The 16,980-nt window shown below is 60.5% G+C and carries 12 protein-coding genes and 1 tRNA gene; 1 reads left to right on the top strand and 12 read right to left on the bottom strand.

The window, feature by feature from the left end; translation table 11 throughout:
* Positions 1–80: 80 nt before the first annotated feature.
* Positions 81–161: transfer RNA gene (locus tag CXQ93_RS17295), tRNA-Leu, on the bottom strand.
* Positions 162–341: 180 nt separating this feature from the next.
* Here CXQ93_RS17295 and CXQ93_RS17290 point away from each other — a divergent pair.
* Entirely contained in the window at positions 342–944 is a 603-nt protein-coding gene (locus CXQ93_RS17290) for an ANTAR domain-containing response regulator (RefSeq protein ID WP_104111652.1), read from the top strand.
* 193 nt (positions 945–1,137) lie between these two features.
* Here CXQ93_RS17290 and pyk read toward each other — a convergent pair whose 3' ends face one another.
* The 11 genes from pyk to hisI form a co-directional block, all read right to left on the bottom strand.
* Positions 1,138–2,625, bottom strand: coding sequence for a pyruvate kinase (gene pyk / locus CXQ93_RS17285; RefSeq protein ID WP_104111651.1), 1,488 nt, complete (start codon positions 2,623–2,625; stop codon positions 1,138–1,140).
* A 69-nt stretch (positions 2,626–2,694) separates the two neighbouring features.
* Positions 2,695–4,149 carry a glutamate synthase subunit beta gene (locus CXQ93_RS17280; RefSeq protein WP_104111650.1) on the bottom strand — a complete coding sequence of 485 codons (1,455 nt, stop codon included), beginning with the start codon at positions 4,147–4,149 and terminating at the stop codon, positions 2,695–2,697.
* On the bottom strand, positions 4,142–8,707 hold the full coding sequence (gene gltB / locus CXQ93_RS17275; RefSeq protein ID WP_104111669.1) for a glutamate synthase large subunit: 4,566 nt from the start codon (positions 8,705–8,707) through the stop codon (positions 4,142–4,144). The genes CXQ93_RS17280 and gltB overlap by 8 nt, the downstream gene beginning before the upstream one ends.
* A 625-nt stretch (positions 8,708–9,332) precedes the next feature.
* The gene (gene lgt, locus CXQ93_RS17270) at positions 9,333–10,559 is read right to left on the bottom strand and encodes a prolipoprotein diacylglyceryl transferase (RefSeq protein ID WP_374953422.1); all 1,227 of its coding nucleotides are present in this window, start codon (positions 10,557–10,559) and stop codon (positions 9,333–9,335) included.
* The gene (gene trpA, locus CXQ93_RS17265) at positions 10,556–11,413 is read right to left on the bottom strand and encodes a tryptophan synthase subunit alpha (RefSeq protein WP_104111649.1); all 858 of its coding nucleotides are present in this window, start codon (positions 11,411–11,413) and stop codon (positions 10,556–10,558) included. The genes lgt and trpA overlap by 4 nt, the downstream gene beginning before the upstream one ends.
* A complete protein-coding gene (gene trpB / locus CXQ93_RS17260) occupies positions 11,406–12,869 on the bottom strand; it encodes a tryptophan synthase subunit beta (protein ID WP_104111667.1) in 1,464 nt (487 codons plus the stop codon). The genes trpA and trpB overlap by 8 nt, the downstream gene beginning before the upstream one ends.
* 129 nt (positions 12,870–12,998) lie before the next feature.
* Complete coding sequence (gene trpC, locus CXQ93_RS17255; RefSeq protein ID WP_104111648.1) at positions 12,999–13,829, bottom strand: indole-3-glycerol phosphate synthase TrpC; 831 nt, start codon at positions 13,827–13,829, stop codon at positions 12,999–13,001.
* Between the two features lie 2 nt (positions 13,830–13,831).
* Entirely contained in the window at positions 13,832–14,107 is a 276-nt protein-coding gene (locus tag CXQ93_RS17250; protein ID WP_104111647.1) for an HGxxPAAW family protein, read from the bottom strand.
* A gap of 98 nt (positions 14,108–14,205) precedes the next feature.
* Complete coding sequence (locus CXQ93_RS17245) at positions 14,206–14,898, bottom strand: Trp biosynthesis-associated membrane protein (RefSeq protein WP_104111646.1); 693 nt, start codon at positions 14,896–14,898, stop codon at positions 14,206–14,208.
* Positions 14,895–16,448: an anthranilate synthase component I gene (locus tag CXQ93_RS17240; RefSeq protein WP_104111645.1), complete on the bottom strand. Its 1,554-nt coding sequence runs from the start codon at positions 16,446–16,448 to the stop codon at positions 14,895–14,897. Before CXQ93_RS17240 ends, CXQ93_RS17245 begins: the two co-directional genes overlap by 4 nt.
* A gap of 70 nt (positions 16,449–16,518) precedes the next feature.
* A complete protein-coding gene (hisI, locus tag CXQ93_RS17235) occupies positions 16,519–16,890 on the bottom strand; it encodes a phosphoribosyl-AMP cyclohydrolase (protein ID WP_256939888.1) in 372 nt (123 codons plus the stop codon).
* Between the last annotated feature and the right edge of the window lie 90 nt (positions 16,891–16,980).

Raw genomic sequence — 16,980 nt, 5'->3', positions numbered from 1 at the left:
AAAGCCCCCTCCCGAAGGAGAGAGCTTCTGTCAACAATGTCTCGCTACATCAGTCAACGATGTCGCGACACATCACAATGTGCCCAAGGTGGGATTCGAACCCACACACCTTTCGATACTGCATTTTGAGTGCAGCGCGTCTGCCGTTCCGCCACTTGGGCCTTAGCAAAAGCGTTCAAATCAACGCTGTTACAAAGATCACGCTCCAGTTCCTGAATCACTTCCGAACCAGTGCGCGCAACTACTCTACATGCATATAGGCTGTTTTGTGGAACTGAAGCCCGCCTAGGGCTCAATATTCGCAAAATGTGGTGTATTTCACCCCTTTAAAGGAGTTTTTTGTGTCAGAACAGCCGGATACAACCCCCACCTCGCCCGCACGTCGCGTTATTGTTGCCGAGGATGAGACCCTGATCCGCTTGGACATCATGGAAATCCTTCGTGGCGAGGGCTACGACGTGGTGGGTGAAGCAGACAATGGCGAGAAGGCCGTGGAGCTCGCAAAGGAGCTCAAGCCCGATCTGGTCCTCATGGACGTCAAGATGCCCGTCATGGACGGCATCACAGCCGCTGAGATCATCGTCAAGGCCCGCATCGCCCCCGTCGTGCTCCTCACCGCATTCAGCCAGAAGGAACTCGTTGAGCGTGCCCGTGACGCCGGCGCCATGGCCTACGTGGTCAAGCCCTTCACCCCCGCAGATCTGATCCCCGCCCTCGAGATCGCCCTCTCCCGTCACGATGAGATCAAGGCCCTTGAAGAGGAAGTCTCCGACCTCCAGGAACAGTTCGCCACCCGCAAGCTCGTAGAGCGCGCCAAGAGCCTCCTGACCACCAAGATGGGCCTCACCGAGCCCGAGGCCTTCCGCTGGATCCAGAAGACCTCCATGGATCGCCGCCTCAGCATGCGCGAAGTCGCCGAGACCATCATCAACCAGGTCAACTAACTTGATGCGATTCCCCCGACACTGACAGGTGTCAAAAGGGACGGCGTTCGCGGTTGCGGCCGGTGTTAGACCACCAGCTTTTACCGCGAACGCCGTCCCTTTTGCATTTCCCTTAAAGTCCGACGGCGGCACCTACCCAACGCATCAAGCGAAGGGTGGGTGCCGCCGTCGTTCCCTAACGGCCTAGCCAATGCTAGGCGACCGGCCAGGGGCCAATCTTTTCGCGGTTGGCGCGATCGCCACCAACAGCCTTGCCCAGATCTGCGAGGTCGCCGACCTTGTGGACCTTGACCAGGTTGGTGGAACCAGCCTGTCCGGGAGGGGAACCGGCTGCAATAACAACCAGATCTCCCTCATTGACAAGGCCCTTCTCCAACAGCGTGGTGTCAACCTGCTCGGTCATGGCATCCGTGTGGGAAACCATGGGGACCAGAACGGGCTCAATGCCCCAGGCCAGAGCGAGCTGGTTGCGAACACTCTCAACCGGGGTGAACGCCAGGACCGGCTTGGACGGGCGCAGTCGTGACAGGCGGAAAGCCGAGTCGCCGGACTGCGTGAACGTCGCAATGTACTTGGCATCCAACTGCTTAGCGATCTGCACAGCAGCTGCCGTGATGACGCCGCCGCGGGTCTTCGGCTCGGAACCGAGCTTCGGGATCAGCTTCATGCCATCTTCAGCTTCAGCAGCTTCGATGATCCGAGCCATGACCTTGACGGTCTCGATCGGGAACAAGCCAACGCTGGTCTCGCCGGAGAGCATGACTGCATCCGCGCCGTCGAGCACTGCGTTTGCACAGTCAGAAGCCTCTGCGCGGGTGGGGCGCGGGTTCTCAATCATGGATTCCAGAACCTGGGTTGCCACAATGACGGGCTTGGCCCAGCGGCGTGCCATTTCAACACACTTCTTCTGTACCAGCGGGACATCTTCCAGAGGAAGCTCCACGCCCAAGTCACCGCGGGCAACCATGATGGCGTCAAATGCGTCAACAATGGCTTCCAGGTTCTCCACTGCCTGCGGCTTCTCGATCTTGGCGATGACCGGCACGCGGCGGCCTTCTTCATCCATGATCTCGTGAACGCGAGTGATATCGGCTGCATCACGGACGAACGACAGGGCCACAAGGTCCACGCCGCACGCCAGCGCCCAGCGCAGGTCACTCTCATCCTTTTCGCTCAAGGCGGGGACATTCACAGCAACGCCAGGCAAGTTAATGCCCTTGTTGTTGGAGACCTTGCCCGGAACAGTAACTTCGGTAACAACCTTCACGGCGTCTACGGCAGTGGCCCGAACGGACACCTTGCCATCGTCGATCAGCATGATGTCGCCAACCTTGACGTCCTCGGTGAGGGACTTCAAGGTGGTGGAGCAGATGTCCTTGGTACCGGGGACATCCTCGGTGGTGATGGTGAAAACATCGCCCACAGCAAGGGTGTAACCCTCGCCGTTGGCGAAGCGGCCCAAGCGGATCTTGGGACCCTGCAAGTCGGCCATGATGGCTACGGGCTTGCTCAGTGCCTCGGCTGCCTTACGTACGTTGTCGTACGTGTTCTGGTGCACGGCGTAGTCGCCGTGGCTCATATTCATGCGGGCTACGTTTACGCCCGCCTCCAGTACTGCAAGTGTGTTCTCATAGCTGGCGATTGCCGGCCCGAAAGTCGCAACAATTTTTGCGCGTCTCAATGTACCTACCTCATGTGTGGTTTTCAGCAGAAATCTTTGGTGACCTCGTAACAGCCTATCGCTTTGACGCTAGACACTCATAGCTGAATCGCTAGATGAGACAGGAGCAGGCAGGAACGTCTCCCCCATCAGGTGTTTATCGACGGCGGCCGCGCACGCACGCCCCTCGGCAATAGCCCAAACAATCAGCGACTGGCCGCGCCCGGCATCGCCAGCCACAAACACACCTTCACGGTCCGTCATGTAGTAACCATCACGGTTAATATTTGAGCGAGCATCCAACGTCACAGGCAGCTGGTGCACCAGTTCGGCAGATTCCGGCCCGGTGAACCCCATAGCCAGGAGCACTAGGTCTGCGGCGATGACGCGTTCGGTGCCTTCCTTGGGAACCCTGCGGCCACCAACAAATTCAGTCTCGGCAATCTTGATCCCGGTCAGGACACCGTTCTCGCCCAAGAACTCCACGGTGGAAGCCAGGTACGTCCGCTCGCCACCCTCCTCATGGGCGCTAGCCACTTCAAAGAGGTTGGGGAACGTGGGCCACGGCTGCTTGGCAGAGCGCTCAAGCGGCGGCTGAGCACCGATGGCCAGGGTGGTCACCGACGCGGCCTGCTGACGGTGTGCCGTACCAATGCAGTCAGCACCGGTATCGCCACCACCAAGAATCACCACGTGCTTGCCGCGCGCATCGATCTGCTCGATCTGTACATCTCCTGCCACAGCCTTGTTGCCCTGCACTAGGTAATCCATGGCGACATGGACCCCCTTCAGCGCACGGCCCGGAATGGGCAGCTCACGCGGGACTGTCGCACCAATGCACACCACGACGGCGTCATAGCGTCGGCGGAGCTCGTCCCACCCCAAGTCCTTGCCAATCTCGATACCGGTGCGGAAGCGCGTTCCCTCGGCCTCCATTTGTGCCACGCGGCGGTCCACGCTCTCCTTCTCCAACTTGAAGTCGGGGATGCCGTAGCGCAGCAGGCCACCAATCCGGTCATCACGCTCATAGACGGCAACAGTGTGCCCCGTACGGGTCAGCTGCTGGGCGGCTGCCAGCCCTGCCGGACCAGAACCTACGACGGCGACAGTCTTACCTGTGAGGCGGGCCGGGGGCAGCGGGTGGACCCAATCCTGGTTGAAGGCTTCATCAATGATGGAGACCTCCACCTGCTTGATGGTCACAGCAGGCTGATTGATGCCCAGCACACAGGAGCTTTCGCACGGTGCCGGGCAGAGACGTCCCGTGAACTCGGGGAAGTTGTTCGTGGCGTGCAGGCGCTCAATGGCCTCTTGGCCCTTATCGCGCCAGGTGAGGTCGTTCCATTCGGGGATGAGGTTTCCCAGCGGGCAGCCCTGGTGGCAGAACGGCACACCGCAGTCCATGCAGCGCCCCGCTTGAGACTTCAGCACACCCTTTTCCTGGGCTTCATAGACTTCCTTCCAGTCCATGATGCGGACGGGAACGGGACGGCGGGTCTGAGTGATGCGTTCGCGAGTGTTTAAGAAACCGTGCGGATCAGCCACCGGTGACCTCCAAAATTTTCTGCCAGACAGTTGCGCCATCCGGGTCTTCGCCCAACTCGGCTGCTGCCAAGCGGGTTTCCAAAACTGCTGCGTAATCGCGCGGCAGCACCTTCGTTATACGTGCCACAGTGCCGGGGAAATCGGCCAGCAAAGCTGCTGCCGTTTCTGATTCAGTCTCATCAAGGTGGCGTTGCAACAGTGCACGGACCAGGTCTTGATCCACAGCGTCGAGCGCCAAAAGCGTCAGTTCCCCGGAGTCCAGAGACACCTTGTTCACCTGGCTGGGCTCCAAGTCCAGCACGTACGCCGTACCGCCGGACATGCCGGCGCCAAAGTTACGTCCCGTAGGACCAAGGATCAGCGTGCGGCCACCTGTCATGTACTCACAACCGTGATCGCCGATGCCTTCAACCACAGCTGTGGCTCCGGAGTTACGGACCAGGAACCGCTCCCCCACAAGACCGCGCAGGAACATTTCACCGCTCGTGGCCCCGTAGCCAATCACGTTGCCGGCAATGACGTTCTCGGCAGCAACAAAGGGACTACTGCGGTCCGGGCGGACAGTGATCCGGCCACCGGAGAGACCCTTTCCAACATAGTCATTGGCATCGCCTAGCAAGCGCAGCGTGATACCGGCTGGCAAGAACGCACCCAATGACTGGCCGGCCTGACCTGTCAACGTCACATCAATGGTGTCAGGACCGAGCACGTCAATGCCGAACTGCTTGGTCACATGGTGGCCCAGAAGCGTCCCCACGGAACGATCCGTGTTGATGACAGGGACGCTAATCTTCACCGGCGCCCTGTCACTAAACGCCTCTGCGGACATGGTGATCAGCTGCTGGTCAAAGTGCTTTTCCAGCTCATGGTTTTGGTCCACCAGGTGGCGCACAGGTGCCTCGGCAGGAACACCGGCATCGGACAGGATAGGACTCAAGTCCAGGCCCGCCGTTTTCCAGTGATTCACCGCAGCCTTGAGATCAAGGACACTGGACTGCCCGATGGCCTCTTCGAGGCTGCGGAAACCAAGCTCGGCGAGCAATTCGCGGACTTCTTCGGCAAGGAACTCGAAGAAGTTGACCACAAACTCGGGCTTGCCTGTGAAGCGCTGGCGAAGTTCCGGATTCTGCGTGGCAACACCCACGGGGCAGGTATCCAGGTGGCAGACACGCATCATGACACAGCCGGACACCACCAACGGAGCCGTAGCGAAACCATACTCCTCGGCACCGAGCAACGCGGCGATGATGACGTCACGGCCCGTCTTGAGCTGACCATCGACCTGCACAACAACCCGCTCGCGCAGACCGTTCAGGCGCAATGTCTGCTGCGTCTCTGCCAAACCAAGCTCCCACGGCATGCCGGCATGCTTAAGGGAGTTCAGCGGGCTGGCGCCAGTTCCGCCGTCGTGTCCTGAAACCAGAACGACGTCGGCCTTGGCCTTGGTCACGCCGGAGGCCACGGTGCCAATCCCCATCTCGGAGACAAGCTTGACGTGAACACGGGCACTCGGGTTGGCACGCTTGCAGTCGTAAATCAGCTGCGCCAAGTCCTCAATGGAGTAAATATCGTGGTGCGGGGGCGGGGAGATCAAGCCAACACCAGGGGTGGAGTGACGCGTCTCAGCGATCCACGGGTACACCTTCTTGGCCATGAGCTGGCCACCCTCGCCGGGCTTGGCGCCTTGCGCCATCTTGATCTGGATATCTTCGGCGTTGGTCAGGTACAAGCTGGTGACGCCGAAGCGGCCCGAGGCAACCTGCTTGATGGCGCTGCGACGCTCCGGATCCAGCAGGCGCTCAACATCCTCGCCACCTTCACCGGTGTTGGACTTGGCGCCCAATCGGTTCATGGCGATGGCCAGGGTCTGGTGTGCTTCCTGGGAAATGGAACCGTAGCTCATGGCGCCCGTGGAGAAGCGCTTGACAATGCTGCTGACCGATTCCACCTCGTTCAGCGGCACCGGCGGGCGCACACCTTCCTTGAAGGTGAGCAGACCGCGGAAGGTCATGAGCTTGTTGGACTGCTCATCGACGCCCTCGGTGTACTTCTTGAAAATGTCGTAACGGCGTTCGCGGGTGGCGTGCTGGAGACGGAACACGGTGTCCGGGTTGAACAGGTGCGGTTCGCCATCACGGCGCCACTGGTATTCGCCGCCGCCCAGGAGCGGGCGGTGCGGAACGTCTACGCCGTCTACGGGGTAGGCCAGAATGTGGCGAGCCGAAACTTCCTTGGCAATGACATCCAAGCCAACGCCGCCCAGCTGGGTCACGGTCCCGGTGAAGTACGTGTTCACCACATCCTGCGACAGGCCCAGAGCCTCAAAGGTCTGTGCGCCGCAGTAAGAGGACACGGTGGAGATGCCCATCTTGGACATGATCTTCAGAACACCCTTGCCAAGACCCTTGATCAGGTTCTTCACGCCTTCTTGGGGCGTAACGCCTGTGACGTCCTCATTGCGGATGAGTTCTTCCACGGTTTCCATGGCCAGGTACGGGTTCACCGCGGCGGCACCATAGCCAACCAGCACGGCCACGTGATGAACCTCGCGTACGTCACCTGCTTCCACAACCAAGGAAACCTTGGTGCGGTTGGCGCTGCGCAACAGGTGATGGTGCACGGCGCTGAGCAACAGCAGTGACGGGATGGGAGCCCAAACAGCTGAGGAATCCCTATCGGAAAGCACAATGTACTGCACGCCACGGTTGATGGCACCGGAGATCTGCTCACCGATTTCGGAGAGCCGGGCACGCAAGGCGAGCTCACCGCCGTCGACCTTGTACAGTCCGCGGACCTTCATGGAGATCTTCTCGCCACCGGAACCATCGGCCGCAATGGGGGTTTCCATGTTGGCGATCTTGGCCAGGTCGTCGTTGTCGATGACGGGGAAGTTCAGCGCCAGCTGGGGCGCGGTGACCTTGTTGCGAGAGAGCAAGTTGCCCTGCGGGCCGATGGTGGTGTGCAGCGAGGTGACGAGCTCCTCGCGGATGGCATCCAACGGAGGGTTCGTGACCTGGGCGAACTGCTGCACAAAGTAATCAAACAACAGGCGAGGACGTTGCGAGAGCACGGCCACGGGGGTGTCAGTTCCCATGGCACCCAGCGGCTCGGCGCCAGTCTTGGCCATGGGACCCAACATGATCTTGAGCTCTTCAGTGGTGTAGCCAAACGTGCGCTGGCGGTGCAGCACAGACGAGCTGGTGTGGATGACGTGCTCGCGCTCGGGCAGATCAGCGAGCTGAATGGTGTTTTCCTTGGCCCAGCGCTCGTACGGCGCAGCCGCAGCCACCTCTGCCTTGACCTGCTCATCGCTGATGAGCTGGCCTTTGTCCGTGTCAAGCAAGAACATGGTGCCAGGCGATACGCGGCCCTTTTGCACGATGGTTGCCGGGTCCAAGTCCAGGACGCCAACCTCGGAAGCCAAAACGACCAGGCCGTCATCGGTAACCCAGAATCGGGCAGGGCGCAGACCATTGCGGTCCAAGGTGGCGCCCACTAGGTTGCCGTCGGTGAAGGACACTGCTGCGGGGCCATCCCACGGTTCCATCATGAGCGAGTGGTATTCGTAGAACGCCTTGCGCGCCGGTGCCATCGTGGCGTGATTTTCCCAGGCCTCGGGGATCATCATCATGACGGCCTCGGTGATGGGGCGGCCGGAGAGCCACAGCAGCTCCGCTACCTCATCGAAGGAAGCCGAGTCAGAGGCTCCGGGGGTGCAGATCGGGAACAACTCTTCGGGGGTATCGCCCAGCAGCGGGTGAGACATGGTGGACTGGCGGGCGCGCATCCAGTTGCGGTTGCCCTTGACCGTGTTGATCTCACCGTTGTGGGCAATGGCGCGGAACGGCTGAGCCAGCGGCCATGACGGGAACGTGTTCGTGGAGAAGCGTGAGTGCACAATGGCAAGCTTCGTGGTGAAGCGGGGATCGGAGAGGTCCGGGTAGAACGGCTCCACCTGAGCGGTGGTGAGCATGCCCTTGTAGACAATGGTCTTGGAGGAGAATGACGGGAAGTACACGCCGAACTTTTGCTGGGCACGCTTGCGCAAGCGGAAGGCCTTGCCATCAAGGACGTTGGCGCTGAGGATGTCCAGCGGCTGTGCCGGCTCCGTCTCTAAAGCAACAAACAGCTGGCTGAAGTACGGCATGCAGGCCACGGCGCTGGCACCGACTAGGTCACTGACAATGGGCACTTCGCGCCAGCCGAGGACGCGCAGTCCTTCGCTCTCGGCCAGAGCTTCAAGGCCGGACTTTGCTGCTGCCTGCTCAGCGGATTCTGTGGGGAGAAAGGCGGTACCCACGGCGTAGTTGCCTTGTGCTGGCAGTTCGATGCCGGACACGGCGCGGAAGAACTCATCGGGAATCTGCGTCAGGATGCCAGCACCGTCGCCGGTACCTTCGTCAGCGCCAACGGCACCGCGGTGTTCCAGGTTGCGCAGGGCGATAAGCGCCTTCTGCACGATGTCGTGGCCCGGGGTGCCGCGCAGCGTGGCAACGATCGCCAAACCACAGGCGTCTTTCTCAGACTCAGGACGGTAGAGTCCTGCCTGCTCGGGCATGCCGGCAAAGCGAGTGAACGGTGAGATGGCCTGCGGCCGGTGGGAGTCATGTGCTGGGTTCAAAGTCACGACGTGGATGTCCTTCCCATAATTGGGCGTTGGTGGGGACGTCTCTGGCCCGTGCTCCGCGATGCGGATATTCCCAACTCGATGAATAGTGCAAATGCACAATGAACATAGACTTCTTGGGCCGGTTATTCTGTGCAGCGGTTTTTACTATAACTCCGCAGGAATCAGTCAAAACAACAAATCTTACATAATGGACTCACATGCAAGATCAGTAATATTAATTCCGATGCGCATCTCGGTAAAGAGGACAACTATGGCGACTCTGCGGGAACGCATGGTGGTTACCACCGAGTTACAGCCGGTGATGGGCCGGGCACCAGAGCCGTCACTGAGCCGAGCTGCTGGTGCAGGGTTTCGGTGGGCTTGGGGGTTGGCTGCGCTGCCGAGGGCGGGTCCTCGAGCCCAATGAAAAAGGTGGCCCCGAAATATCGGGGCCACCTTCGCTATGGAGCTATATCGATCCAGGGATCAGTTCATCGACGCTTAGTCTATGGGCGCTCAGTTCGCGGACGCCACGTCAGTTCTTAGTGAGCGCCAGAAGCAGCAGCCATGGAATCTAGGAATCCTTGACGGATGCGTCCTTGTCCACAGCTGCATTGCTTGACTCGGGCGTGCTTGGCTCGGGCTTGACCGAATCAGTCTTGCTTGGCTCTACCGTCACAGACTCTGACTTCACCGAGCCGGAGGTACTCAAGTCCTTCGCCGCAGATTCTGTCTCAACAGATTCAGTCCTGGGTGCCACTGTTGTAGCAGGGGCACCCGCCGTAGTGGAAACGGTGGGGGTCTCCGTTACCGGCTTTACCCCCGCTTTACTGGACGATTGCTTCGGGGCTGACGTTCCGGCGTCGTTCTTCACGGCGGCCTTTGCCTCACCTTCTTCAAGGGCGGGCTCGCGGCCGGGGAGGAAGACGGAATCGTCGGACTTACCGCGACGCAGCATTCCAATCACGATGAACGCCACCAGCGCAACCACGAAGACGATGATGCTTGTCCACACGTTCAGGCGGGCAGTGATACCGAAGAAGGTGATCTGCTCGGCGGTGTCAATGCGGAGCATTTCAATCCAAACGCGGCCGGCTGTGTAAATCATGGCGTAGAGCAGGAAGAGGCGTCCGTTGCGCAGCTTCAACTTTCGGTCCAGCAGGAGCAATACCGCAACGCCGGCCAGGTTCCAGAGGCACTCGTACAAGAACGTGGGGTGGAAGAGGGTATCGGGGCTGAAGCCCACCGGAACGAATTCCGGTGAAACGCTCAGGCCCCACGGCTGCGTGGTAGGCCCGCCGAACAGTTCCTGGTTGAAGTAGTTGCCCCAGCGACCAATGGCCTGAGCCAGCAGAATACCGGGAGCAGCGGCGTCAATGAAGGCCGAAATCTTCACATTTGCACGGCGGCAACCAATCCAGGCACCCACCACACCGAGCACTACGGCGCCCCAGATTCCCAGGCCACCCAACCAAAGCTGTGGGATCAGGGAGAGATCGCCGGTGCCGTCGTAGCCCGGGCCAAAGTAGGCGTCGGGCGAGGAGAACACATGGTAAAGCCGACCGCCGATGATGCCGGAGGGGATGGCCCAGATGGCAATGTCCCAGATGGATCCCTCGGGCCCGCCGCGGCGCTTCCACCGGCGGTCCGTCAGCCAGAGGGCCGCCACAATCCCCGCAAGGATACAGAGGGCGTAAGCGTGGATGCGCAACGGGCCAAGGTCAAAGCCGGACCAAGTGGGTGCCGGGATGGACGCCACCACGGCGTTACCCAGAGACTGCTGTACAAGTGTGGAGATCACGAGGTGGCGTTTTCCTTTACGGGTGTGGACGGGGTGTCAAAGCCGGAACTCAATTCCTTGGCCAGCGCACCCACGGCGGGCACACCGCCGTCGCGCAGGGCCGCCACCAGGGCAGTTCCCACAATGACGCCGTCGGCATAGGCTGCAATCTCGCGGACGTGTTCAGGGCGCGAAACGCCCAGACCAACGCAGACATTTGCGGCGCCGGCGTCGTGAGCGGCGGCCACAACGGCCTCAGCAGCGCTGGAGACTGAGCTCCGGGCTCCGGTGACGCCCATGATGGAGACGGCGTAGACAAATCCGCGCGTCGCCGCAACGGTCTTCGCCACTCGCTCGGGGGTGGACGACGGAGCAACCAAGAAGACTCGGTCTAGTCCGTACTTATCCGATGCGGCGAACCATTCGGAGGCCTCGTCAGGAATCAGGTCAGGCGTGATGAGTCCTGCTCCCCCGGCCTCGGCCAAGCGCCGTGAGAACTCATCGACTCCCATGCGCATGACAGGGTTCCAGTACGTCATGACCAAGACGGCAGCATCGGTCTCGGCAGTAATGGCTGCCACCACGTCGAAGACGTCCCCAACATGGAAGCCGTTGTCCAGAGCCTGGGTGGTGGCTGCCTGAATAACGGAACCATCCATGACCGGATCCGAATACGGGATACCGATCTCAATGATGTCGGCGCCATTGCGAGCCACAGCAATGGCGGCGTCGATGGAGGTCTGCTTATCCGGGAAACCCGCGGGCAGGTAGGCGATCAAGGCCTTGCGGCCGGCAGCCTTGGCGCGTTCAATGGCCGCCTGAGACTTGCTGATGTACGTCACAGGAGCGTCGGGGCCGCTAGTGCTTTCACTCATTGCTGGCATCCTCTGCATTGATATCCATGGCTTCTTGACCCTGGGCTTTTTCGCCCTGCGCCTTTTCGTGCTCTACACCTGCGCCGTGGGCGGCACCCTTGGCACTGCGGGTGGAGAGCATGGTGCCCTTGACGTTGCCGTCCTCATCCAGCAGACCGAACCAGTCAGCCGCTGTCTGGACGTCCTTATCGCCGCGCCCTGAGAGGTTCACGATGATCACCACGTCTTCGGGCTTTTCTGCATCAGCTGTGAGGCGCTGACCAATCTTCAAAGCACCGGCGAGTGCGTGAGAGGACTCAATGGCCGGGATGATGCCTTCCGTGCGGCACAAGAGTTTGAACGCATCCATGGCTTCAACATCTGTGATGGCCTCGTAGCTAACCCGGCCAAGATCAGCCAAGTAGGCGTGTTCCGGGCCAACACCCGGGTAATCCAAGCCGGCAGAGATGGAGTGTGACTCAATGGTCTGGCCATCTTCGTCCTGCATCAGGTAGGAACGTGCGCCGTGGAGCACGCCCGGGCGGCCCAGCGTGATGGTGGCCGCGTGGCGGCCCGTCTCAACGCCGTCGCCAGCGGCTTCAAAGCCATAGATCTTCACAGCAGCGTCATCCAAGAAACCGTGGAACAAGCCGATGGCGTTGGAGCCACCACCAATGCACGCGCACACGGCGTCGGGCAAGCGGCCAATCTGATCGATGATCTGACCGCGGGCCTCTTCACCAATCACTTCATGGAAGAAGCGCACCATGGCGGGGAATGGGTGCGCGCCGGAAACGGTGCCGAGCACGTAGTGGGTGTTCTCAACGTTCGCAACCCAGTCACGCAGGGCGTCGTTGATGGCGTCCTTGAGGGTCTGGGAACCGTTGGTCACCGGCACCACTGTGGCACCTAGCAGCTGCATACGCGCCACATTGAGCGCCTGGCGGCGGCAATCTTCTGCACCCATGTAGACAACACATTCAAGACCCAACAGGGCTGCAGCGGTTGCACTGGCAACACCGTGCTGACCGGCACCGGTCTCGGCAATGATGCGGGTCTTACCCATGCGCTTGGCCAGTAAAGCCTGACCCAAAACGTTGTTGATCTTGTGCGAGCCGGTGTGGTTGAGGTCTTCACGCTTAAGGAAGATCCGGGCACCACCAGCGTGCTCGCTGAAACGTTTGGCTTCTGTCAACAATGACGGGCGGCCCGAGTAGTTCTTGTTCAATTCCGCAATCTGCGCCAGGAATTCCGGATCGATTTTTGCTTTTTCGAACGTCTCTTCAATTTCATCTAGAGCCGCGATGAGCGATTCAGGCATCCAACGGCCGCCGTAGCTGCCAAAATACGGACCGGGAGCGTGCCGCAGCGAATGCTCCGGTGCTGAGCCTTCGGGGACCGAGCCCTGCAGGAATGCTGTTGCCGGATCCACCATGTCAGCGGGATCCTGTGACGAAGCTGCTGGCGCTTGAGCCATCAGTTCCACCGTCCTATTCTAAGAATAATTGTGCACTGAAAGTCGTTGGTGCTGGCGGCCGGTACGCTATGCGCTCAGACCGCAGCCATACAGGCAAACGGGCCCGCCCTGCGCGGACGGGCCGCAAAACTAACGGGTGCTGATGACCTTGGCCCCAGCTTTTTTGAACTCCGCGATCCGCTCCCGAGGAGTGGAATCCGTCACGAGCGCCTCGCCCACCAAAATGGCGTGGGCACCGTGCGCTGCATAATGTTCGACGTCGGACACGTCGCGGACACCTGATTCGGCCACCACGATCGGCCCATTGACAATGTTCCCGTGGGGAATACCGCCGGACAGTGCGGCGAAAACGCCGCGGTCCACATCGAGGGTTTTCAAGTTGCGCACGTTGATGCCAATGATCTTTGCATCAACTGCCACGGCCCGCTCAATTTCCTCTGCGGTGTGCGTCTCCACCACGGCGTTCATGCCCAGCTGGTGGGTCAGCGCCAAGTAGCTGCGCAATTCTTCATCGCTCAGGGCCGCCACAATGAGCAGCACCAGGTCCGCACCGTGGGCTCGGGCTTCCCAGATCATGTACTCATCACAGGTGAAGTCCTTGCGGAGCACAGGGATATGCACAGCGGCACGCACGGCATCGAGATCGGCCAAGGATCCGCCAAAGCGGCGCTCCTCCGTCAACACACTGATGATGCTGGCGCCGCCATCCTGGTACAAGGTAGCCAGAGCAGCCGGATCAGAAATCCCAGCCAGATCACCCTTTGAGGGGCTACGGCGTTTGACCTCGGAGATCACCTGCAACTCCGGGCGCACAGCCTTGTCACCACCGAGGGCAATCCAAGCGTCAAGCGCCGGAGCCACATGCTTCACGCGCTCTTGCAACTGCTCCAGGCTCACACGCTCTTGGCGTGCGCGGAGGTCTTCCCGAACACCGTCAATGATGTCCAGCAGAACACTCATTGCTAGTGGCCGTTGTTCTGCAGCTTGCTTCCGCCAACACCGTAACCGGCGGCCTTCAAGACCGGGCCCAGGATGACGCCAACAGCAATGACAGCCACGCCGATCCAGAACACCAAGGTGGCCTCTGCGCCAATGACGAAGGCAATGCACGCTACAAGGGCGCCAACCAGCATGACGAGGACGCTACTCCAGGCTGCCGGACTGTTTCCATGGCCCAGTTCTACGCTGTGGTCGACGTTCTCGTACACGGATACTGCTGCAGACGGCTTGTTGCTCATGGTAAATCTCCCTATTTAACGCGGATACTAAAAATACATTCTGCCATTAGTTGCCCGCGGAATCCCAAAGCTGGACAACCCGCGGACTTGTGCCGTGATTAGGCCGTAGGGTCCTCGCCACGGCTGAGCTGATCCCAGCTGTCGATCTCGTCAACTGGCTCGGTTGACTTCGCTGCGGATGGATCCTTTGCAGCGTCATATTTGGTACGAACGGTCCATGACCGACCAAGCCAGAACACCAGTACCGCTCCGATCGCCAAGATGGCAGCGGCAACAGCCGCCAGGATCGGGAACACTGTAGCTGTGGCCTGCGAGGGGGCACCTTCGATCCCGGTGGCCGCACCCACCTCAGACATTGCGGCAGTGACGGGATCTGCCACGATGGCCAGCGCCAACGCGATCACCCCCACTGCGCTGAGGAACACCACTGTTGAGGTGATGAACCGGGCAACACGTCCGGTGATGGTGATGGCCAGAGCACCTGCAAGCGCCACCAATGCCAGCGCGGAGACAGCCACGGCAGCTTTACTTCCGGGGATATCCAGATCGGTCTGGGCCACTTCACCCTGGGCAATGGCCACATGAATCCACGTTTGCGTGGTGGTGCCGAAGACAGCCAGTGCTGTGATGATCAGCAAAAGCACCAGAGTCGATTTACGCTTCCAGGCCGGCACCTTCTTGGCAGTGGTGTGGGGCTTGGCCGGGTCAAGAGCCGGCGGCTGCGGGTTCACGGATTCGGAACTGACGGGTTGCGGGAGGACGGGCTTGGGCGTCACTGCGTCGGAGCTCATAGCGCCTCCCCCATGCTCTCGTCCAGAGTGCGTAATGACGCTGCGGCGTAGACGGCCCGCAGGGGTGCTGCGGCCTTGTTCACCGTTTCCATGGCTTCGCTTTCATTGACTGAGTCCGCCACGATCCCGCCACCGGCCTGGACATAGGCCTTGCCGCCGCGCAGCAACGCTGAGCGGATGGCGATCGCCATGTCCATGTCACCGGCGAAGTCGATGTAGCCCACCACACCGCCGTAGACACCGCGACGGATGGGTTCCAATTCATCCAGCAGGCTCAGGGCTCTGGGTTTGGGAGCACCGGAGAGGGTGCCAGCTGGGAAGGTTGCGGCCAAGACATCGTAGGCGTTCTTGTCCGGGCTCAAGGTGCCTACCACTGTAGAGACCAGGTGCATGATGTGGCTGAACCGCTCAATTTCCATGAACTGGGTGACATCCACGGTTCCCGGGACGCAGACCTTGGAGAGGTCATTGCGGGACAAATCCACCAGCATGAGATGTTCGGAGCGTTCCTTCTCATCGGCGAGAAGGTCCTTGGCCAGCCATTTATCGTCTTCGGTGGTGGCCCCACGGGGGCGGGATCCTGCAATGGGGTGGGTGATGACTTCGCTGCCCAGAACGCTGACCAGCGCCTCGGGTGAAGAACCAACAATGGAATACGGTTCACCGTTGGCATCTTCAAAGCTGAACAGGTACATATACGGGCTGGGGTTGGTGTTACGCAGAACCCGGTACACATCAAGCGCGCTGGCCTCGCAGACCATTTCAAAGCGGCGCGAGACCACCACTTGGAAGACCTCGCCATCAACAATGGCTTCCTTGGCTATATCCAGGGCTTTGAGGTACTCATTGCGATCCCACTGTTCGGCAACGCTATCGGCAAAGCTGGCGGCAGGCACTTCAATAACCGACATGGGCTGGGCGACAGGCTGGCGCAACTGGTTCACCATGGCATGGATGCGGCTGACGGCATCATGCCAGGCCCCATCGACGTTCTCATCGGTGCCGTTGGCGTTGATGGCGTTAGCAATCAACAGCACGGTGCCTTCATTGTTGTCGTGGACAGCCATGTCGGCAATGAGGTTCAGGGCAAGCTCGGGCAAGTCCAGATCATCTGGCGGCGGTGTGGGCAGCTTCTCCCAGTGGCGCACCGATTCCCAACCGACAAAGCCAACCAGGCCAGAGGTAAAGGGCGGCAGTCCGGCAAACCGCTCCGTGGCCAAGAGCTTCAGCGTCGCCTCCATGGCGGCCACCGGGTTCCCACTCAAGGGCACGCCTACGGGAGGAGTTCCCTGCCAGATGGCCCCGCCATCGTGCGTGGTCAAGGTTGCGCTGGAACGCACACCAATGAAGGAATAGCGGGACCAAACCCCGCCCACGGCAGCGGATTCCATCAAGAAGGTGCCGGGGGCCTCGGCGGCCAGGGCGCGGTAGAGGCCGATGGGCGTTTGCGCGTCGGCCAAGACCTTCAAATGCACGGGGATGACCCGGCGGGTGCGGGCCAGTTCACGGAATTCCGTCAGGGAGGGGCTGATGACACCTAGATCTTGCATGAAATGTTTGGCTTTCTTGACTCAAGCGGACGGATGAAGCAACTTCTTGCTGGCTTAGTTGCGCTGGGGGCTAGTCGCGCTGGCCAACCACGGCGTGCAGCCCGCGGCCATCAAAGCAGGTGCGCGTGCCGGTGTGACAGGCGGCGCCCACCTGGTCCACGGTGATGAGAAGCGCGTCGCCGTCACAGTCCAGCGCTACAGACTTCACATATTGGACGTGCCCGGAGGTATCACCCTTGCGCCAGTATTCCTGCCGTGAACGGGAGTAGAAGGTAACGCGGCCCGAGGTCAGGGTGCGACGCAAGGCCTCATTGTCCATCCAGCCAAGCATCAACACTTCCTGGCTGTCGAACTGCTGGATGATGGCGGCAACCAGGCCGGCCCCATCATGCTTGAGCAAGGCGGCGACTTCTGCCGACAATTCTGCACCCTTTTCAGGCATGGGCGCGGCGGACGAGGACTGGGGATCTGGACTTTGCTGCATCACAGCCAATTCTAGTGCCTCAAACCCTTGACAAGGGTCATTGCGGCA

Origin of the sequence: Arthrobacter sp. N199823, assembly GCF_002929705.1 — a bacterium.
Taxonomy (GTDB): Bacteria; Actinomycetota; Actinomycetes; order Actinomycetales; family Micrococcaceae; genus Specibacter.
The sequence above is the reverse complement of the archived record's forward strand: the minus strand, read 5'-3'. Positions and strand labels throughout refer to the sequence as shown.